Genomic DNA, 19,639 nt, shown 5'->3' on the forward strand with positions numbered 1-19,639 from the left:
TGAGGGGTTATGCCTTAAACAGAGGCGCATTTCAATCAGCCAGGAGCGATAACGCCGTAAAATGAATACTTTGTCATACTTTCTCGTCAAGAATATCTCTGCGAGACGGCTTAACATGCCTGTTGTAAACTGTGAAGCAAAGCGTTGTTTAACCAAGGTGGGACTCGTGGAATTGTTGTCTGAATATGGTTTGTTTTTGGCGAAAATTGTCACTGTTGTGGTGGCGATTGCGGCTATTGCCGCCATTATTGTCAATGTTGCCCAACGTAATAAGCGCCAGCGTGGCGAGTTACGGGTTAATAATCTCAGCGAACAATATAAGGAGATGAAAGAAGAACTGGCCGCAGCGCTGATGGATACACATCAGCAAAAACAGTGGCATAAAGCGCAGAAGAAAAAGCACAAGCAAGAAGCGAAAGCAGCGAAAGCGAGAGCCAAACTGGGCGAGGTGGTGACTGACAGTAAGCCCCGTGTCTGGGTGCTGGATTTCAAAGGCAGCATGGACGCGCATGAAGTGAACTCGCTGCGTGAAGAGGTCACTGCGGTACTCGCGGCATTTAAGCCGCGTGACCAGGTGGTTTTGCGTCTGGAAAGCCCCGGCGGTATGGTTCATGGTTACGGTCTGGCAGCCTCGCAGTTGCAGCGTCTGCGCGATAAAAACATTCCTTTAACCGTTACGGTAGACAAAGTGGCTGCCAGCGGCGGCTACATGATGGCCTGTGTTGCGGATAAAATTGTTTCCGCACCGTTTGCCATTGTTGGCTCCATCGGTGTGGTGGCGCAAATGCCCAACTTTAACCGCTTCCTGAAAAGTAAAGATATTGATATCGAACTGCATACTGCCGGGCAATATAAGCGGACGTTGACATTGCTGGGTGAAAACACCGAAGAAGGGCGTGAGAAATTCCGTGAAGAACTGAACGAAACACATCAGCTATTTAAAGCTTTTGTAAAACGTATGCGTCCGTCTCTGGATATTGAAGAGGTGGCTACTGGCGAACACTGGTACGGGCAACAGGCGGTAGAGAAAGGTCTGGTTGACGAAATAAACACCAGTGATGAAGTGATTCTGAGTCTGATGGAAGGCCGTGAAGTGGTTAACGTGCGTTATATGCAGCGTAAACGGTTAATAGACCGATTTACCGGCAGTGCGGCAGAGAGCGTCGACCGATTGTTGTTACGCTGGTGGCAACGCGGGCAAAAGCCTTTGATGTAAAAGACAAACGCGAGGTTCAGACCTCGCGTTTTGCTTTAATCTACCAGATGATATTTTTCCGAGAGCACGTGAGCCAGGTGTTTAAACATATTAAACACCGCGGTGCTTTTCGCAGTCGGCAATCCTTGTTCATCTAAAAAGTAATCGCCGGTAAACACCAGTACGCCATTACGCTGCGTAACGCCGGTGGCTTCAATTCCTGCGAGCGTATCCTCATGCTCACGAATGATTTTGTTGGCCTCTTTCAACAGCGTTTCGCGGTCGATGGGTTGTGTCTCTTTGTTCATTATTTACTCCTTAAACAAGGACATTAGTCTACGCCAGGCATGGCTTGCAGACAAATATACCACGCTGGCGTCAGGTGCGCCTTACTGGCAACTTTGGATTTTGCATGCTAATAAAGTTGCGTAACGGATTTTATCAGGTACAGTGTGACGCTTTCGTCAATCTGGCAATAGATTTGCTTGACATTCGACCAAAATTCCGTCGTGCTATAGCGCCTGTAGGCAAAGACCTGCTAACTCAGTCACCTGAATTTTCGTGAACAGAGTCACGACAAGGGGTTGATATCCGCAGAGAGCGAGTCCATATCGGTAACTCGTTGCCAGTGGAAGGTTTATCAATGTGCGACGCATTCCTGGAAGAATCAAATTAGGTAAGGTGAATATGGGTAAAGCTCTTGTCATCGTTGAGTCCCCGGCAAAAGCCAAAACGATCAACAAGTATCTGGGTAGTGACTATGTGGTGAAATCCAGCGTCGGTCACATCCGCGATTTGCCGACCAGTGGCTCAACTACTAAAAAGAGTGCCGACTCTACCTCCACCAAGACGGCTAAAAAGCCTAAAAAGGATGAACGTGGCGCTCTCGTCAACCGTATGGGGGTTGACCCGTGGCACAATTGGGAGGCGCACTATGAAGTGTTGCCTGGTAAAGAGAAGGTCGTCTCTGAACTGAAACAACTGGCTGAAAAAGCCGACCACATCTATCTCGCAACCGACCTTGACCGCGAAGGGGAAGCCATTGCATGGCACCTGCGGGAAGTGATTGGTGGTGATGATGCGCGCTATAGCCGGGTGGTGTTTAACGAAATTACTAAAAACGCGATCCGCCAGGCTTTCAACAAACCTGGTGAGCTGAATATTGATCGTGTTAATGCCCAGCAGGCGCGTCGCTTTATGGACCGTGTGGTGGGTTATATGGTTTCTCCGCTGCTGTGGAAAAAGATTGCTCGCGGTCTTTCTGCCGGGCGTGTGCAATCAGTGGCGGTTCGCCTGGTGGTCGAGCGTGAACGAGAAATTAAAGCGTTCGTACCGGAAGAGTTCTGGGAGGTGGATGCCAGCACGACCACACCATCAGGCGAAGCGTTGGCCTTGCAGGTGACCCATCAGAACGACAAACCGTTCCGCCCGGCGACTAAAGAACAAACTCAGGCAGCGGTAAGTCTGCTGGAAAAAGCGCGCTATAGCGTGCTGGAACGTGAAGACAAACCGACAACCAGTAAACCTGGCGCGCCTTTTATTACGTCCACATTGCAACAGGCTGCCAGTACCCGTCTTGGTTTTGGCGTGAAAAAAACCATGATGATGGCGCAGCGTCTGTATGAAGCTGGCTATATCACTTACATGCGTACCGACTCCACTAACCTGAGTCAGGACGCGGTAAATATGGTTCGTGGATATATTAGCGATAATTTCGGTAAGAAATATCTGCCGGAAAGCCCGAACCAATACGCCAGCAAAGAAAACTCTCAAGAAGCGCACGAAGCGATTCGTCCTTCTGACGTCAATGTAATGGCAGAATCGCTGAAAGATATGGAAGCGGATGCGCAGAAACTGTACCAGTTAATCTGGCGTCAGTTCGTTGCATGTCAGATGACCCCGGCGAAATATGACTCCACCACGCTGACCGTTGGCGCAGGTGATTTCCGCCTGAAAGCGCGCGGACGTATTTTGCGTTTCGACGGTTGGACGAAAGTGATGCCCGCGCTGCGTAAAGGCGATGAAGATCGTATTTTACCGGCTGTCGATAAAGGTGACTCACTGTCGCTTGTTGAGCTGACACCTGCTCAGCACTTTACCAAACCGCCAGCCCGTTTCAGTGAAGCTTCGCTGGTTAAAGAACTGGAAAAGCGCGGTATTGGTCGTCCTTCCACCTATGCGTCGATCATTTCGACCATTCAGGATCGTGGTTATGTGCGCGTAGAAAACCGTCGTTTCTATGCGGAAAAAATGGGTGAGATCGTAACTGATCGCCTGGAAGAAAATTTCCGTGAGTTAATGAACTACGACTTTACCGCGCAGATGGAAAACAGCCTCGACCAGGTGGCGAATCACGAAGCAGAGTGGAAAGCCGTACTGGATCACTTCTTCTCGGATTTCACCCAGCAGCTCGATAAAGCGGAAAAAGATCCGGAAGAGGGCGGTATGCGGCCGAACCAGATGGTTCTGACCAGTATCGATTGCCCGACCTGTGGCCGCAAAATGGGTATTCGTACTGCCAGTACCGGGGTATTCCTCGGCTGTTCCGGCTATGCGCTACCGCCGAAAGAGCGTTGCAAAACCACCATCAACCTGGTGCCGGAAAACGAAGTGCTTAACGTGCTGGAAGGCGAAGATGCTGAAACCAACGCGCTGCGCGCCAAACGTCGTTGCCAGAAGTGTGGCACGGCGATGGATAGCTATCTCATCGATCCGAAACGTAAATTGCATGTCTGTGGTAATAACCCAACCTGCGACGGTTACGAGATCGAAGAGGGCGAATTCCGCATTAAAGGTTATGACGGCCCGATCGTTGAGTGTGAAAAATGTGGTTCTGAAATGCATCTGAAAATGGGGCGTTTCGGTAAATACATGGCCTGCACTAACGAAGAGTGTAAAAACACGCGTAAGATTTTACGTAACGGTGAAGTCGCGCCGCCGAAAGAAGATCCGGTTCCGCTGCCAGAATTACCGTGCGAAAAATCGGATGCTTATTTCGTGCTGCGTGATGGTGCTGCCGGTGTGTTCCTGGCTGCCAATACCTTCCCTAAATCACGTGAAACGCGTGCACCGCTGGTGGAAGAGCTTTATCGCTTCCGCGACCGTTTACCGGAAAAATTGCGTTATCTGGCCGATGCGCCGCAGCAGGATCCGGAAGGTAATAAGACAATGGTTCGCTTTAGCCGTAAAACCAAACAGCAATATGTCTCTTCGGAAAAAGATGGAAAGGCAACTGGCTGGTCAGCATTTTATGTAGATGGCAAATGGGTTGAAGGGAAAAAATAACCTTTAACTTTTTCCGGTTTTTATAAACAAAGGGTCGCGAAAACGGCCCTTTTTTATTACATATTATTTTTTCTGCACACCTATACACTAAAGCTATAAATGATATAGTGGTTATAGTTATCGCTTTTTTTATTATTAAATCGTATTAGTCACCCGCCAGGTGTGACGAAAAAACGATGTTCAGATGGCGTCTAAGTGGATGGTTTAACATGAAATTACAACAACTTCGCTATATTGTTGAGGTGGTCAATCATAACCTGAATGTCTCATCAACGGCTGAAGGACTTTACACATCACAACCTGGGATCAGTAAGCAAGTCAGAATGCTGGAAGATGAGTTGGGCATTCAAATTTTTTCCCGCAGCGGCAAGCATTTGACGCAGGTTACTCCAGCCGGGCAGGAAATAATTCGTATTGCTCGTGAAGTCCTGTCGAAAGTAGATGCCATTAAATCGGTTGCCGGAGAGCACACCTGGCCAGATAAAGGCTCATTATATATTGCCACTACTCACACTCAGGCACGCTATGCGTTACCAAACGTCATCAAAGGTTTTATTGAGCGTTATCCTCGCGTTTCTTTGCATATGCACCAGGGATCACCGACACAAATTGCCGATGCAGTCTCTAAAGGTAATGCCGATTTCGCTATTGCCACGGAAGCACTTCATTTGTATGAAGATTTGGTGATGCTGCCATGCTATCACTGGAACCGGGCTATTGTGGTGACCCCGGACCACCCACTGGCAGGCAAAAATGCAATCACCATTGAAGAACTGGCGCAGTATCCGTTGGTGACGTATACCTTCGGTTTTACCGGACGCTCTGAACTGGATACCGCTTTTAACCGCGCAGGGTTGACGCCGCGTATCGTCTTCACGGCAACGGATGCTGATGTCATTAAAACCTACGTCCGGTTGGGACTGGGGGTAGGGGTGATTGCCAGCATGGCGGTCGACCCGGTTGCTGACCCTGACCTGGTTCGTGTCGATGCACACGACATTTTCAGCCATAGCACAACCAAAATTGGTTTTCGTCGCAGTACGTTTTTACGCAGTTATATGTATGATTTCATTCAGCGTTTTGCCCCGCATTTAACGCGAGACGTCGTTGATGCCGCTGTGGCACTGCGTTCTAATGAAGAAATTGAGGTCATGTTTAAAGATATCAAGTTGCCTGAAAAATAATTACCTGCGTTATTTCCGGCACCTTTATGTTACCAGGGGGCCGGAATATATTCTCTGCTCCTTCTTATTCGTACGCACCCACAATATAATTACCCCTGAAATCTTTATGGTAAATCGATCATAAAGTAGTGCCTAATTACCCGCCTCGCAAACTTCAATCTTCAAATATCTATATCAGGTCAAAAGATTGAATTATTCACTGGATACGATTCGTAAATTAGCTGGATTTTTGGCTAAAGTTTCATTAGGATTTGTCTCATCGTTTGATTAATTTTACCAATTGGTTAACGTCTTACTGATAAGTGATGGCGATCATATGAGGTTAGCAATGCCTTCTGGAAATCAGGAACCCCGCCGGGACCCTGAATTAAAACGCAAAGCCTGGCGTGCAGTATTTCTTGGTTCTGCACTCTTCTGGGTGGTTGTCGCACTACTGATATGGAAAGTGTGGGGATAACGATGGTTGTTCAGGAGCAGCATCAGGAATCGTCACCATTATGTCAGCATAGTGACAACGAAATGGAAACGAAACGAGAATGTTCCGTCGTTATTCCAGATGACTGGAAACTAACGTCGCAGCAGCAAGCCTTTATAGAGATGTTTGCTGAAGATGATCAGCAGAAACAATAATTATCATCATTCTTATTATCCGATATATTCGTGAATTAAACGCTTTTTAATACACCACTGCAATAAAAGGTTGAGTAATTTCAACATAAAGTAATAACAAATAAAGGGTGTAGCCTATGATCATCACAAATACGAAATACTGGTCCTGGATGGGCGCATTTTCTCTGTCGATACTCTTCTGGTCCGAACTCATCTGGATAGTTGCTCACTAATCTCTGACCTCGCTGCGGCGAGGTTTTTCTTTGTGTGCCGGGCATGTTCAGCAGCTCGGGGGGGAAAGTCCCCTGTCCAGCCTGATGGTGGCGAAGGACTAGCGAAGCGCAAGGGCGTCGTCGTGAGGCGGGGTCTGAAGGAAGCGTGAAGCAAATCCATGACCTGACGAACAGAAATCCGATACGAGGCCTACCCGGTTGGCGGAGCAAGCAAAGAATTGCGAAGGCCATAACCATCAAGAACCGGGGTGGTAAATCGGACAGGTGTGTGGTGAAGGCGGCTGAACTTACCCCGGGAGGCCTGTCCGTCGTTCTGTATCCAGAACTGAGCGTACCGTAAGGGGCGCTGACCGGCGGACAGGAGTCAGCAGAGGGCATAGTAGGGCATGACACCCGAAGGCCCGAACGGTAATGAGTGACGAGTATCAACGGAGGTTCTGAACGGTCATGCAGCAGAAAACGCATCGCGACCCTGAGGCCGGGGAACGGGGTGAAGCCCCGAACGCCGCCCTTCCGGGGGCTGAAACCGTGCAGGCACCGACGAACAGAGAAAGTCCGTCGTCAACAGTGTGGCTGATGGAAGCCATTTGTGAACCAGTCAATCTCAGGCAAGCCCTGAAAAGAGTTAAAGCCAACAAAGGTGCAGCGGGAGTCGATGGTATGGCGTAAGCGAACTGCCGGACTACCTGAGGCACCACTGGCCAGAGCTGAAAGCGCAACTGCTGTCCGGCAGATACCGCCCATCTCCTGTGAGAAGAGTGTCCATACCGAAGCCCGGCAGCGGCGAACGTCTGTTGGGCATCCTGACGGTGGTGGATCGATTCATCCAGCAGGCGATGATGCAGGTATTGCAGGCACAGTGGGATAGCTCGTTCAGCGACAGCAGCTACGGGTTCCGTCCCGGTCGTTCGGCCCACCAGGCAGTGATACAAGCCCGGGAACATATCGGGGCCGGGTATCACTGGGTGGTCGACCTCGATCTGGAGAAGTTCTTCGACCGGGTAAATCACGATGTGCTGATGAGCCGGATAGAGAAACGAGTATCGGATAAACGGGTGTTGTCACTTATCCGCAGGTTCCTGAATGTAGGGGGGATGGACGCAGGTCTGGTAAGGCCGGTGACAGAAGGAACGCCGCAGGGCGGCCCACTGTCGCCGCTGCTATCGAACCTGCTGCTTGACGACCTCGACAAGGAACTGGAGAAACGTGGTCTGAAGTTCGTGCGGTACGCAGACGACTGTAATGTCTACGTGAAAAGCGAACGGACAGGCAACCGGATCATGGCGGGGTTGACGCACTGGCTGAGCCATAAACTGAAGCTGAAGGTCAACGCGAAGAAGAGTGCTGTAGCACGCCCTGAAACGCGCAAGTTCCTTGGATACCGCTTCATAAGGGGGCGGAAGGTATGGTGCGTGGTATCGCCGGAGTCGATAAAACGGTTCAAAATGCGGATAAGAGCACTGACCGGACGCAACACAGGGAGAAGCCTTGAACAGCTAACTCAGCCGCTAAGACGATATCTGACGGGCTGGAAAAGTTACTACGGGCTGAACCAGAGGCCATCGCTGATGCGAGAGCTGAACGGATGGATAAGGCGCAGGCTGCGAAGCATACTCTGGAAACAGTGGAAAACGGGCCGCAACCGCTTCAGGGAGTTGCGCAGTCGAGGCGTAAGCAAGGACCTTGCGGCGCAAACAGCAGGAAGCTGCCATAAAGAGTGGCGGATAAGCTGTAGTCCGGCACTGAATATAGCACTCCCCAATAAGCTGTTCTCCAGAGTGGGCCTGCCAGAAGTATAGGCAGGCGACGATCAACATAACCGAACCGCCGTATACGGCCCCGTACGTACGGTGGTGTGGGAGGAAGCTGATCGTGAGATCAGCTCCTATCCCGATTTATCCCTGTAAGGCCTCTCCTCTTTTATCAATTTGGGTTGTTATCAAATCGTTACGCAGTGTTTGTGTTATCTTTAATATTCACCCTGAGGAGAATCAGGGTATCGCAACCCTGTCATTAAGGAGGAGCTATGTCGTCAACCCTACGAGAAGCCACTAAGGACACGTTGCAGGCTAAAGATAAAACCTACCATTACTACAGTCTGCCGCTTGCTGCCAAATCACTGGGCGATATTACCCGTCTGCCTAAGTCACTCAAAGTTTTGCTCGAAAACCTGCTGCGCTGGCAGGATGGCAACTCTGTTACCGAAGAAGATATACATGCGCTGGCAGGATGGCTGAAAAATGCCCATGCTGACCGTGAAATCGCTTACCGTCCGGCAAGAGTGCTGATGCAAGACTTTACCGGCGTGCCTGCTGTCGTTGACCTTGCGGCGATGCGTGAAGCGGTAAAACGTCTCGGCGGCGATACCGCGAAGGTGAACCCGCTCTCACCCGTCGATCTGGTGATTGACCACTCGGTGACCGTCGATCGGTTTGGTGATGATGAGGCCTTCGAGGAAAACGTGCGCCTGGAAATGGAGCGCAATCACGAACGTTATGTATTCCTGAAATGGGGACAGCAGGCGTTCAGTCGTTTTAGGGTGGTGCCGCCAGGCACTGGGATTTGCCATCAGGTTAACCTCGAGTATCTCGGTAAAGCGGTGTGGAGCGAATTGCAGGGCGGTGAGTGGATTGCTTACCCGGATACGCTTGTCGGCACCGACTCGCACACCACGATGATCAACGGTCTTGGCGTGTTGGGGTGGGGTGTTGGTGGGATCGAAGCGGAAGCAGCAATGTTAGGTCAGCCGGTTTCCATGCTTATCCCGGATGTTGTGGGCTTTAAACTCAGCGGAAAATTACGTGAAGGTATCACCGCCACAGACCTGGTTCTTACCGTCACTCAGATGCTGCGTAAACATGGCGTAGTGGGTAAATTCGTCGAATTTTACGGCGATGGACTGGATTCGCTGCCGCTGGCAGATCGCGCGACAATTGCCAACATGTCACCGGAGTACGGCGCGACCTGTGGCTTCTTCCCAATAGATTCGGTTACCCTCGATTACATGCGTTTAAGTGGACGCAGTGAAGATCAGGTCGAACTGGTCGAAAAATACGCCAAAGCGCAAGGAATGTGGCGTAACCCGGGCGATGAACCGATTTTTACCAGTACATTAGAACTGGATATGAATGACGTTGAAGCCAGTCTTGCCGGACCAAAACGGCCGCAGGATCGCGTTGCGCTGGCAGATGTACCAAAAGCTTTTGCCGCCAGTAACGAACTGGAAGTGAATGCCACGCATAAAGATCGCCAGCCCGTCGATTATGTTATGAACGGGCATCAGTATCAATTGCCTGATGGCGCAGTGGTTATTGCCGCAATAACATCGTGTACCAACACGTCTAACCCCAGCGTGTTGATGGCTGCCGGGTTGCTGGCGAAAAAAGCCGTAACTCTGGGGCTGAAACGACAACCGTGGGTTAAAGCGTCGCTGGCTCCCGGCTCGAAAGTGGTTTCTGACTATCTGGCAAAAGCCAAACTGACACCGTATCTCGATGAACTTGGCTTTAATCTTGTAGGTTATGGCTGTACAACCTGTATCGGTAACTCTGGCCCATTACCCGATCCTATCGAAACGGCGATCAAAAAAGGTGATTTAACCGTTGGAGCGGTGCTGTCTGGTAACCGTAACTTTGAAGGGCGTATTCATCCACTGGTTAAAACCAACTGGCTGGCCTCGCCGCCGCTGGTTGTTGCTTATGCGCTGGCGGGCAATATGAACATCAACCTCGCTTCCGATCCACTTGGACATGATCGCAAAGGCGATCCGGTATATCTGAAAGATCTCTGGCCATCAGCACAAGAAATTGCTCGCGCGGTTGAGCAAGTCTCAACAGAAATGTTCCGTAAAGAATATGCGGAAGTTTTTGAAGGCACGGCGGAGTGGAAAGAGATTAACGTTGCGCGATCAGATACCTACGGATGGCAGGATGATTCGACCTATATTCGGTTATCGCCTTTCTTTGATGAGATGCAGGTAACACCAGCGCCAGTGGAAGACATTCACGGTGCGCGAATCCTGGCAATGTTGGGGGATTCGGTTACCACTGACCATATTTCTCCGGCAGGCAGTATTAAGCCCGACAGCCCGGCAGGGCGATATTTGCAGGGTCGTGGCGTTGAGCGTAAAGACTTTAACTCCTACGGTTCGCGGCGTGGTAACCATGAAGTGATGATGCGCGGCACGTTTGCCAATATTCGCATTCGTAACGAAATGGTGCCTGGCGTTGAAGGAGGGATGACGCGCCATTTGCCTGCCAGCGAGGTTGTCTCTATTTACGATGCAGCGATGCGCTATAAGCAGGAGAAAACACCGCTGGCGGTGATTGCCGGGAAAGAGTATGGATCTGGTTCCAGCCGTGACTGGGCAGCAAAAGGTCCGCGTCTGCTCGGTATTCGTGTGGTTATTGCCGAATCGTTTGAACGTATTCACCGTTCGAATCTAATTGGTATGGGTATTCTGCCGCTGGAGTTCCCTCCAGGCGTGACGCGTAAAACGTTAGGGCTGAGCGGGGAAGAAAAGATTGATATTACCGATCTACAAAGTCTACAACCGGGCGCGACGGTTCCGGTGACGCTAACGCGAGCGGAGGGGAGTCAGGAAGTTGTGCCGTGCCGTTGTCGTATCGACACCGCGACGGAATTAACCTATTACCAGAACGACGGTATTTTGCATTATGTCATTCGTAATATGTTGAAGTAACTGTGCTTTACTTGCCGGATGAGGGGCATCCGGCAAGCAGGCCGAATTTGCATTAAACGAGGATTATTTGTTCAGCAAATGGCCCATTTTTTCCGCTTTGGTATCGAGATAATGCTCGTTATTTGGGTTACGACCGACAATCAACGGCACGCGTTCAACAATGTTAATCCCTGCTTCGGTCAGAATTTCGACTTTTTTCGGGTTGTTGGTTAACAGACGGACTTCGTTGACACCAAGTAACTTGAACATATCGGCGCAAAGAGTGAAATCGCGTTCATCAGCGGCGAAGCCTAACTGGTGATTAGCCTCTACGGTATCGTAGCCTTGATCCTGCAACGCGTAAGCGCGAATTTTATTCAGCAGACCAATGTTACGTCCTTCCTGACGGTGATACAGCAAAATACCACGGCCTTCTTCGGCTATTTGTGTCAGTGCCGCTTCAAGCTGGAAGCCACAATCGCAGCGCAAGCTGAACAGGGCGTCACCGGTCAGACATTCGGAATGGACGCGCGCAAGTACCGGGGTATGCCCGGAAATATCGCCATAGACTAGCGCGACATGATCGTGTCCGGTTGCCAGTTCTTCAAATCCCACCATCAGGAAATCGCCCCAGGGGGTTGGCAGTTTAGCTTCTGCCACACGTTTAAGCTGCATGAAATTCTCCAGATAATGCTGGTTCTGTATCGGCTTATTTTGCCATAACGCGAAGGTGTTCACCTAATCACGACGCGTCAATCGTTCACTGAATGGCACAAATCTGTCAATTTTTCCAGGTCAGAGCATTTTCAGTTATGATTGTGAGACTTATAAGGAAGGAGAGACCATGCGTTCGATTGCCAGACGTACCGCAGTTGGAGCAGCACTATTACTTATCATGCCGGTAGCGGTATGGATTTCTGGCTGGCGTTGGCAACCTGGAGATCAAAGTTGGCTGTTAAAAGCGGCCTTTTGGGTCACTGAAACCGTCACTCAGCCCTGGGGCGTCATTACGCATCTTATTTTATTCGGCTGGTTTCTCTGGTGTCTGCGTTTTCGCCTCAAAGCCGCAGTTATGTTATTTGCTATTCTGGCAGCGGCAATTCTTGTCGGACAGGGAGTTAAATCCTGGATCAAAGGTAAAGTTCAGGAGCCACGTCCTTTTGTTATCTGGCTGGAAAAAACACATCATATTCCGGTTGATGAGTTCTACACTTTAAAGCGAGCAGATCGCGGTAATTTAGTGAAAGAACAGTTGGCTGAAGAAAAAAATATCCCGCAATATTTACGTTCTCATTGGCAGAAAGAGACGGGGTTTGCCTTTCCTTCCGGCCACACGATGTTTGCCGCCAGTTGGGCCTTGCTCGCCGTTGGGCTGTTGTGGCCACGTAGGCGAACTTTAACCATTGTGCTCTTGCTGGTCTGGGCAACGGGAGTAATGGGAAGCCGCTTGCTGCTGGGGATGCATTGGCCGCGCGATCTGGTGGTGGCTACGTTGATTTCGTGGGCGCTGGTGGCGGTGGCAACCTGGCTCGCGCAACGTATTTGTGGGCCATTAACACCACCGCCGGAAGAAAATCGTGAGATAGCGCAGCGAGAACAAGAAAGTTAAAACTGGTTGAATTTCCGAATTTAACCCTCAAATCATCAACAATGATTGTGGCTACCATTTCGCAGACGTCGTGAAAATGGTACTTTAAAGGGCTATTGCGGTAAGTTGACCATAATTTATTCGCTCTAACCACATAACGGGAAGTAATGTGAAATATTTACTCATTTTCTTACTGGTGTTAGCGATTTTTGTGATTTCTGTCACGTTAGGTGCGCAGAATGATCAGCAGGTAACGTTTAATTATCTGTTAGCGCAAGGGGAGTATCGTATCTCTACTTTGCTGGCGGTATTGTTTGCTGCGGGGTTTGCTATCGGTTGGTTGATTTGTGGCCTGTTCTGGCTGCGAATTCGTGTTTCTCTGGCACGCGCTGAACGTAAAATAAAGCGACTGGAAAACCAGCTTTCACCTGCGACTGGCGTGGCGGTAGCGCCTGATTCGTCAGTAGCGAAGGAATAACTTTCTATGCTGGAGTTGTTGTTTCTGCTCTTGCCTGTAGCCGCTGCCTATGGCTGGTATATGGGCCGCAGAAGTGCGCAACAAAACAAGCAAGATGAAGCCAACCGCCTGTCACGTGATTACGTAGCAGGGGTTAACTTCCTGCTTAGTAATCAACAGGACAAAGCGGTGGATCTGTTCCTCGATATGCTGAAAGAGGATACAGGCACCGTTGAAGCCCACCTTACGCTCGGAAACTTATTCCGTTCGCGTGGCGAAGTCGATCGCGCTATTCGTATTCATCAAACCTTAATGGAAAGTGCCTCGTTGACCTATGAGCAGCGTCTGCTGGCAATTCAGCAACTGGGGCGTGATTACATGGCGGCGGGTTTATACGATCGCGCGGAAGATATGTTTAATCAACTGACTGATGAAACCGACTTCCGAGTTGGCGCATTGCAACAACTGTTGCAAATCTATCAGTCCACCAGTGAATGGCAGAAAGCAATTGATGTTGCAGAACGCCTGGTGAAGCTTGGTAAAGATAAACAGCGAGTCGAAATCGCCCATTTCTACTGTGAATTAGCCCTTCAGCACATGGCCAGTGACGATCTCGATCGCGCTATGGCCTTGTTGAAAAAAGGGGCGGCAGCCGACAAAAACAGCGCCCGCGTGTCCATTATGATGGGACGTGTTTTCATGGCAAAAGGGGAGTACGCAAAAGCGGTCGAGAGCCTGCAACGCGTTATCTCCCAGGACAGAGAGCTGGTCAGCGAAACGCTGGAAATGCTGCAAACCTGCTATCAGCAACTGGATAAAACTGCCGAATGGGCAGAGTTTCTCCAGCGTGCGGTGGAGGAGAATACGGGGGCAGATGCTGAACTGATGCTTGCCGACATCATTGAAGCGCGCGATGGCAGCGAAGCCGCACAGGTCTATATTACGCGCCAGCTACAACGCCATCCGACGATGCGCGTGTTCCACAAGTTGATGGATTACCACCTTAACGAAGCGGAAGAAGGGCGCGCCAAAGAGAGCCTGATGGTGTTGCGTGACATGGTGGGCGAGAAGGTGCGTAGTAAGCCGCGTTACCGCTGCCAGAAGTGTGGTTTTACTGCATACACGCTTTACTGGCATTGTCCGTCCTGCCGTGCCTGGTCAACCATTAAACCGATTCGTGGCCTGGATGGACTGTAATTTATAAAAAAAACTATCTTTAGTTACAACATACTAATGGTTATTTTTACAAATAGCTTCGGTAACGCCTGAGCAGAAAAAGACTGGCAGGGGGAAAATCGTAACTGTTAATTTTTTATTTCCACGGGTAGAATGCACGCCGTTTACCTGTTTTGCGCCACTTCCGGTGCCCATCATCAAGAAGGTCTGGTCATGACGTTAACTGCTTCATCTCCTTCCCGCGCTGTTACTCATTCTCCTGTTGTTGTTGCCCTTGATTATAATAATCGTGACGCTGCGCTGGCGTTTGTCGACAAGATCGACCCACGCGATTGCCGTCTGAAAGTAGGCAAGGAGATGTTTACCCTGTTTGGGCCGCAGTTTGTTCGTGAACTGCAACAACGTGGTTTTGATATCTTCCTCGACCTGAAATTCCACGATATTCCCAATACCGCAGCGCACGCCGTGGCAGCGGCGGCTGACTTAGGCGTGTGGATGGTAAACGTTCATGCCTCTGGCGGCGCACGTATGATGACCGCAGCACGTGAGGCGTTGGTTCCGTTTGGCAAAGATGCGCCGCTATTAATCGCTGTGACTGTACTCACTAGTATGGAAGCCAGCGATCTGGCCGATCTTGGTGTGACACTGTCACCGGCAGATTATGCAGAGCGTCTGGCGGCGCTGACGCAAAAATGCGGCCTTGACGGTGTTGTGTGTTCAGCCCAGGAAGCTGTGCGGTTTAAACAAGCATTTGGTCAGGATTTCAAACTGGTGACGCCGGGTATTCGCCCGCAGGGGAGCGACGCTGGCGATCAGCGCCGCATTATGACCCCGGAACAGGCGCTGGCGGCAGGCGTTGATTATATGGTGATTGGTCGCCCGGTAACGCAATCGGCGGCCCCGGCGCAAACGCTGAAAGCGATCAACACCTCGTTACAACGGAGTGCATGATGAGTGATTCTAACAGCCGTCTGGTCTACTCAACGGAAACTGGACGTATTGATGAACCCAAAGCGACCCCTGTACGACCAAAAGGCGACGGAGTGGTGCGCATCCAACGGCAAACCAGTGGGCGTAAAGGTAAGGGCGTATGCCTGATTACCGGCGTCGATCTCGATGATGCCGAACTGATAAAGCTGGCGGCTGAACTGAAGAAAAAATGCGGCTGCGGCGGGGCAGTAAAAGATGGAATTATCGAAATCCAGGGGGATAAGCGTGATTTATTAAAATCACTGCTTGAAGCGAAAGGGATGAAGGTAAAACTCGCAGGCGGTTAACAAAAAAAGCCACGGAAATATTTTCGTGGCTTTCGTTTATTTCACTGTGTGTATTATTCAGTTATTTCGTACTGAACCGAGTCAAGCGTATTATAATAGCGAGTTGCTAATCGACATTTATTTACGATTATTTACCGACCTGGTGACCGATAATACCACCAACTGCTGCACCACCTAATGTACCCAGCGTGCTGCCATCAGTCAGTACTGCACCGCCTAAAGCCCCTGCACCTGCACCGATTGCGGTGTTTCGGTCCCGTTTAGACCAGTTAGAACAGGCACTTAGAGACATTGCCAGTGTAATTGCCAGAACAGCCGCGGTCATTTTTTTGCTCGTTACAAACATAATACTCTCTCCTGAATTTATGATTCACGGAAGTAAGCTCTCTATAACTATAATAGTTCAGAATAGGCCATGTAAAATTATTCCGTGAAATCCTCTCGCGCGCAGGGTTATATCACGCAGGTGATAGTGACTTCCTGTTATATCGCTGATAATAAGTTTATAACGTTAGGGTGTTAATAACAGGTAAATAGTCTTAATTATCAACCAGGAATCATCTTAGTGCGGATGATTTGCGTTAGAGCAAATCATCCGTAAGGAAGGAAAGTGATTATATGTCAACGACGTGAACGATTAATTTACTGTGTTCCAAAGACATCAGATCGCTGGCGCTAATCTTTGAATCGGTTATAACGCGTTTGATTCTCTCAACAGGGCCGATGGAGTAAGAATGTACGGCACCAAACTTTGAGCTGTCAGTCAGGACAATGGTTTCGCACTCTTTTTCCAGTACAGCATTGACCACATCGGTACGCATCATGTCGCGACCTGTAAACCCGGTTTCAGGTTGCCAGCCATCGATACCAATAAATGCCTTACTGAAATGCACCTGTTGGATACACTGACGTGTCAGAGGACCAACCATACTTTCGCTTTTTTTCTGGTACACACCGCCAAGTAAAATGACTTCACAAGGGGCGTCTTTCAATAAATGCGCTATATAGCTGCTGACCGTAATGATGGTGACATTTTTCTTTTGCTCACCCAATGTGCGGGCCAGAAGGGCATTACTGCTGCCATTCTCGATAAAGATGGTTTCTCCCGCTTGAACCAGTGAGGCGGCAAACTCAGCGAGTTCACGTTTCAGCGTATAATTATTCATCATACGGGTTTCGACATCATCGCTATCAAGCGAAACAGCAAAACCATGTGCACGGCGTAGATAGCTAAGTTTTTCGAGGGTGTTGAGATCCTGGCGGATAGTAACTTCGGAAACTCCAGTGGCTTTCGCCAGATCGGTTACGCTAACCTGACCCTGGTCAATGACCATCTGTAGAATAGTTTGTTGTCGGGAATTCATCGCTGTAATTCTTATAACGTTATAATACTCAATAAAAAATGCTGACGCGCCGGGCATCCTTAAATAGGGAAAACTGAAAGCACGATTGTTAAATCTCCCATGGTGCCTTCGGGATGTCTGGCGTAGATGCAGCAACCTGGCGCAAGAGTTCTGCTTTAAGTATCTCAAGATTATGGATCGCAGAGTGGTAATCGCCTGCCACAAGGATATCTAACACAATATCAATACGTTCGGCAACGCGCTGGGCATCAAATTCAGACATCAAGGGTATCCTTAAGGCAAAAAAGGTGAAAATAAATAATGCAAAAATTGCCGCTAAAAGAGAAGTGCTTAACGGCAAAGGTTAATTATCATTCACGAATACGATATGTAATGGAATTATATACCGTTAAATATATATATTCGTCTCTTTATGCGCGTTTCAGATAACGTTTATACCAGCGTTCAAACGCTACGGCGGGCATCGGTTTGGCAAACAAGAATCCTTGTCTCTCATTGATGCCGTTTTTGGTTAAAAAAGCATCTTCTTTTGCGCTTTCTACGCCTTCGGCAATAACCTGCAGGTTCAAGGCCTGAGCTACGGCGACAATTGCCCGTACCAGCGACTGTGAGACAGGTTGTTTGTGAATATCACGGACAAAAACCTGGTCGAGTTTAATGGCATCGATAGGAAATCGTGCCAGTTGAGAAAGGGAAGAGTAGCCAGTGCCGAAATCATCCAGGTGAACCTGTGCGCCTAATTGACTGAATTGCTGAATAACGGAAAGCGCCAGCTCGTCGTTTTCAATCAGGCAGCTTTCAGTCAGCTCGACATCAATAGGGCAATACTCAAATTTAAGTTCCTGGAGTACCTGTTTCAGGTCAGTGAAAATAGTTTGATCAGCGAGTTGGCGTGCTGAGACATTGACTGCCACCCGAAGATTGATGCCTTTATCTCGCCATTTTGCCACCTGGCGAACGACGTCAAGAATAACCCAACGACCCAGAGGCACAATCAGACCGGACTCTTCCGCATAGGAAATAAAGTCCAGTGGGGGAATTAGTCCGCGTTCGGGCGACTGCCAGCGCACCAGAGCTTCCAGACTGCGCACTTCACCGCGCCAGGTGATTTTCGGTTGATAGTGAATAACTAACTGATCGTTTTCCAGTGCTTTACGCAGGTTGGTATCCAACCACAGATATTCAAATACCCGTTGATTCATTTCTGGTGAAAAAACGCAAAATTGCCCTCGACCGCCTTCTTTGGCACTGTACATTGCCGTATCGGCGTGGCGAATAATTGCCGCACTGTCTGGGCCATGTTGCGGTGAAAGTGAAATACCGATCGAACAGCCAGTATAAACTTCGATTAAACCAATGCGAAAAGGCTGACGCAGGCGGGTCAAAATCCGCGATGCCATTGCTTCCAGGGCACTTTGTGAGGTGTTTGGTGCGAGTACCAGAAATTCATCGCCGCCAGAGCGCGCCAGTACCTGATCCGGCTCAAGACAGCTTAAAATGGCCAGTGAAACCTCGCGTAACAACTGGTCGCCAAACAAATGCCCGTAGGCATCGTTCACTTTTTTAAAATTGTCTAAATCGAGATAAACCACGCCGACTTTACTTTCATCCACCTGATTAATGGCGTGATCGATTAATTCCTGCATAGCGTTACGATTCGGCAGCCCTGTAATGCTGTCGGTGTTAGCCAGAATTCGCAAGCGCTCCTGGGCGTGGCGTTCTTCGGTGATATCGGTGCCGGAGCAGATTAAATAGATCTCATTTTTGCCGCTGCCGCTATGCACGAATTTGTTGCGAAACAGAAACAGCCGCTGGCCTTTACGCGTGGGTATCCAGATTTCTACCTCATATGCATTGCCGTTTCGAAAAAATCCACGGTTATTGCGCATGGATGCCGCAGCTTCACGACGACTCATAAACAGTTTAAACACACTTTGCCCGATGACATCGTGTTCTTTCAGCCCCGTGTACTCTTCACATAACCGGTTAAAACGCTGGATATTTCCCCGACTGTCCAGAATCACTATTGCAGAGTGGGCTTCAGAAACCACTTGTTCTGCAAAGGACAGTCCGTGTGATAAATCACGAGCTACCGCCGGTGTGTCATGCCATGCTGACGCGTTTCCACCCCATTCACGCTTATTGATTTTTCGTCCCACCAGATGAACAGAAAGATCACTCTCATCGACTGTCAGGCTCATCATCAGGCTGGAGGTGATAACCGTCATTTCCCGGATACGAGCAGCCTGTTCGGCAGATAACTGCAGAGTACGTTCAGGTTCCGTTGTTTCGGTGGCGGAAAAACGCAAAACATCACTGTTTTCCGACAACCGCCAGTATGGGTTGTGCGATCCGAGAAAGTTGTACAACGTTGTGGACTCCCTAATGGTTTTCATGATGCATACCCTCCGGTTAACAGCGGAGTCCCGCAGTTAAATGAACGGTTCATATGGCTTACATGAAATTAATGGCGGTTAAACGTATTGTTTTTTTTATATATTTATTTGTAATCCAGTTTTGGGAAAACGCCAGTTTTCAAACGGATGTCATTAAAAAAAATCTGCTGAGATAAACGAATGTGGGGGAAGGG

General features: G+C 49.4%; 22 protein-coding genes. 16 read left to right on the forward strand and 6 right to left on the reverse strand.

From position 1 onward, the window contains the following. Positions 1–166 precede the first annotated feature (166 nt). A complete protein-coding gene (gene sohB, locus C0K55_RS05380; RefSeq protein ID WP_000422073.1) occupies positions 167–1,216 on the forward strand; it encodes a protease SohB in 1,050 nt (349 codons plus the stop codon). Positions 1,217–1,251: 35 nt separating this feature from the next. On the opposite strand, the gene C0K55_RS05385 is transcribed toward sohB, so the two are convergent. After that, positions 1,252–1,503 (reverse strand): YciN family protein, encoded by a 252-nt coding sequence (locus tag C0K55_RS05385; protein WP_001031530.1) that lies wholly within the window; start codon positions 1,501–1,503, stop codon positions 1,252–1,254. 379 nt (positions 1,504–1,882) lie between these two features. Here C0K55_RS05385 and topA point away from each other — a divergent pair, with 379 nt between their 5' ends. From topA to acnA, 8 genes are all read left to right on the forward strand, one after another. Further along, positions 1,883–4,480: a type I DNA topoisomerase gene (gene topA, locus C0K55_RS05395; RefSeq protein ID WP_001516492.1), complete on the forward strand. Its 2,598-nt coding sequence runs from the start codon at positions 1,883–1,885 to the stop codon at positions 4,478–4,480. A 209-nt stretch (positions 4,481–4,689) separates the two neighbouring features. After that, entirely contained in the window at positions 4,690–5,664 is a 975-nt protein-coding gene (gene cysB / locus C0K55_RS05405) for an HTH-type transcriptional regulator CysB (protein WP_000776256.1), read from the forward strand. A 316-nt stretch (positions 5,665–5,980) separates the two neighbouring features. Further along, positions 5,981–6,121: a YmiA family putative membrane protein gene (locus tag C0K55_RS05410; protein ID WP_077627674.1), complete on the forward strand. Its 141-nt coding sequence runs from the start codon at positions 5,981–5,983 to the stop codon at positions 6,119–6,121. 2 nt (positions 6,122–6,123) lie between these two features. After that, positions 6,124–6,294 (forward strand): protein YciX, encoded by a 171-nt coding sequence (gene yciX / locus C0K55_RS05415; RefSeq protein ID WP_000261428.1) that lies wholly within the window; start codon positions 6,124–6,126, stop codon positions 6,292–6,294. A gap of 116 nt (positions 6,295–6,410) precedes the next feature. Beyond that, entirely contained in the window at positions 6,411–6,506 is a 96-nt protein-coding gene (gene ymiC / locus C0K55_RS25875) for a small membrane protein YmiC (RefSeq protein ID WP_122983110.1), read from the forward strand. Between the two features lie 447 nt (positions 6,507–6,953). Then, positions 6,954–7,175 (forward strand): hypothetical protein, encoded by a 222-nt coding sequence (locus C0K55_RS26485; protein WP_077627675.1) that lies wholly within the window; start codon positions 6,954–6,956, stop codon positions 7,173–7,175. A gap of 53 nt (positions 7,176–7,228) precedes the next feature. Continuing rightward, positions 7,229–8,305 (forward strand): group II intron reverse transcriptase/maturase, encoded by a 1,077-nt coding sequence (gene ltrA, locus C0K55_RS05425; protein ID WP_236942168.1) that lies wholly within the window; start codon positions 7,229–7,231, stop codon positions 8,303–8,305. A gap of 227 nt (positions 8,306–8,532) precedes the next feature. Next, on the forward strand, positions 8,533–11,208 hold the full coding sequence (gene acnA, locus C0K55_RS05435) for an aconitate hydratase AcnA (protein WP_001516489.1): 2,676 nt from the start codon (positions 8,533–8,535) through the stop codon (positions 11,206–11,208). 63 nt (positions 11,209–11,271) lie between these two features. Here acnA and ribA read toward each other — a convergent pair whose 3' ends face one another. Then, positions 11,272–11,862, reverse strand: coding sequence for a GTP cyclohydrolase II (gene ribA, locus C0K55_RS05440; RefSeq protein WP_001176295.1), 591 nt, complete (start codon positions 11,860–11,862; stop codon positions 11,272–11,274). Between the two features lie 169 nt (positions 11,863–12,031). On the opposite strand from ribA, the gene pgpB reads away from it, so the two are divergent. From pgpB to yciH, 5 genes are all read left to right on the forward strand, one after another. Then, positions 12,032–12,796: a phosphatidylglycerophosphatase B gene (gene pgpB, locus C0K55_RS05445; RefSeq protein ID WP_085448987.1), complete on the forward strand. Its 765-nt coding sequence runs from the start codon at positions 12,032–12,034 to the stop codon at positions 12,794–12,796. Positions 12,797–12,944: 148 nt separating this feature from the next. Further along, positions 12,945–13,253 carry a lipopolysaccharide assembly protein LapA gene (lapA, locus tag C0K55_RS05450; protein WP_000876278.1) on the forward strand — a complete coding sequence of 103 codons (309 nt, stop codon included), beginning with the start codon at positions 12,945–12,947 and terminating at the stop codon, positions 13,251–13,253. 6 nt (positions 13,254–13,259) lie between these two features. Continuing rightward, positions 13,260–14,429, forward strand: a complete 1,170-nt coding sequence (lapB, locus tag C0K55_RS05455) for a lipopolysaccharide assembly protein LapB (RefSeq protein WP_000891363.1) — start codon at positions 13,260–13,262, stop codon at positions 14,427–14,429. A 192-nt stretch (positions 14,430–14,621) separates the two neighbouring features. After that, the gene (gene pyrF / locus C0K55_RS05460; protein ID WP_000176253.1) at positions 14,622–15,359 is read left to right on the forward strand and encodes an orotidine-5'-phosphate decarboxylase; all 738 of its coding nucleotides are present in this window, start codon (positions 14,622–14,624) and stop codon (positions 15,357–15,359) included. After that, positions 15,359–15,685 carry a stress response translation initiation inhibitor YciH gene (gene yciH, locus C0K55_RS05465; protein ID WP_001516486.1) on the forward strand — a complete coding sequence of 109 codons (327 nt, stop codon included), beginning with the start codon at positions 15,359–15,361 and terminating at the stop codon, positions 15,683–15,685. Before pyrF ends, yciH begins: the two co-directional genes overlap by 1 nt. Positions 15,686–15,812: 127 nt before the next feature. Here the strand turns inward: yciH and osmB are convergent, their stop codons facing one another. The 3 genes from osmB to C0K55_RS05480 all read right to left on the reverse strand — a co-directional run bounded on the left by osmB (position 15,813) and on the right by C0K55_RS05480 (position 17,311). Continuing rightward, positions 15,813–16,031 (reverse strand): osmotically-inducible lipoprotein OsmB, encoded by a 219-nt coding sequence (gene osmB / locus C0K55_RS05470; RefSeq protein ID WP_000498252.1) that lies wholly within the window; start codon positions 16,029–16,031, stop codon positions 15,813–15,815. 268 nt (positions 16,032–16,299) lie between these two features. Then, entirely contained in the window at positions 16,300–17,049 is a 750-nt protein-coding gene (gene yciT / locus C0K55_RS05475) for a DNA-binding transcriptional regulator YciT (RefSeq protein ID WP_001088603.1), read from the reverse strand. 88 nt (positions 17,050–17,137) lie between these two features. Next, positions 17,138–17,311, reverse strand: coding sequence for a YciZ family protein (locus tag C0K55_RS05480; protein ID WP_001288366.1), 174 nt, complete (start codon positions 17,309–17,311; stop codon positions 17,138–17,140). Positions 17,312–17,349: 38 nt separating this feature from the next. Here C0K55_RS05480 and C0K55_RS26490 point away from each other — a divergent pair, with 38 nt between their 5' ends. Further along, positions 17,350–17,478, forward strand: a complete 129-nt coding sequence (locus tag C0K55_RS26490; RefSeq protein WP_214678595.1) for a hypothetical protein — start codon at positions 17,350–17,352, stop codon at positions 17,476–17,478. Here the strand turns inward: C0K55_RS26490 and pdeR are convergent. Next, positions 17,460–19,445 carry a cyclic di-GMP phosphodiesterase gene (gene pdeR / locus C0K55_RS05485; RefSeq protein ID WP_000849463.1) on the reverse strand — a complete coding sequence of 662 codons (1,986 nt, stop codon included), beginning with the start codon at positions 19,443–19,445 and terminating at the stop codon, positions 17,460–17,462. The genes C0K55_RS26490 and pdeR overlap by 19 nt on opposite strands. Positions 19,446–19,498: 53 nt before the next feature. Here pdeR and C0K55_RS05490 point away from each other — a divergent pair, with 53 nt between their 5' ends. Continuing rightward, positions 19,499–19,621 carry a hypothetical protein gene (locus C0K55_RS05490; RefSeq protein WP_000323866.1) on the forward strand — a complete coding sequence of 41 codons (123 nt, stop codon included), beginning with the start codon at positions 19,499–19,501 and terminating at the stop codon, positions 19,619–19,621. Positions 19,622–19,639: the final 18 nt, after the last annotated feature.

Origin of the sequence: Escherichia sp. MOD1-EC6098, from assembly GCF_002965865.1 — a bacterium.
GTDB lineage: Bacteria > Pseudomonadota > Gammaproteobacteria > Enterobacterales > Enterobacteriaceae > Escherichia > Escherichia marmotae.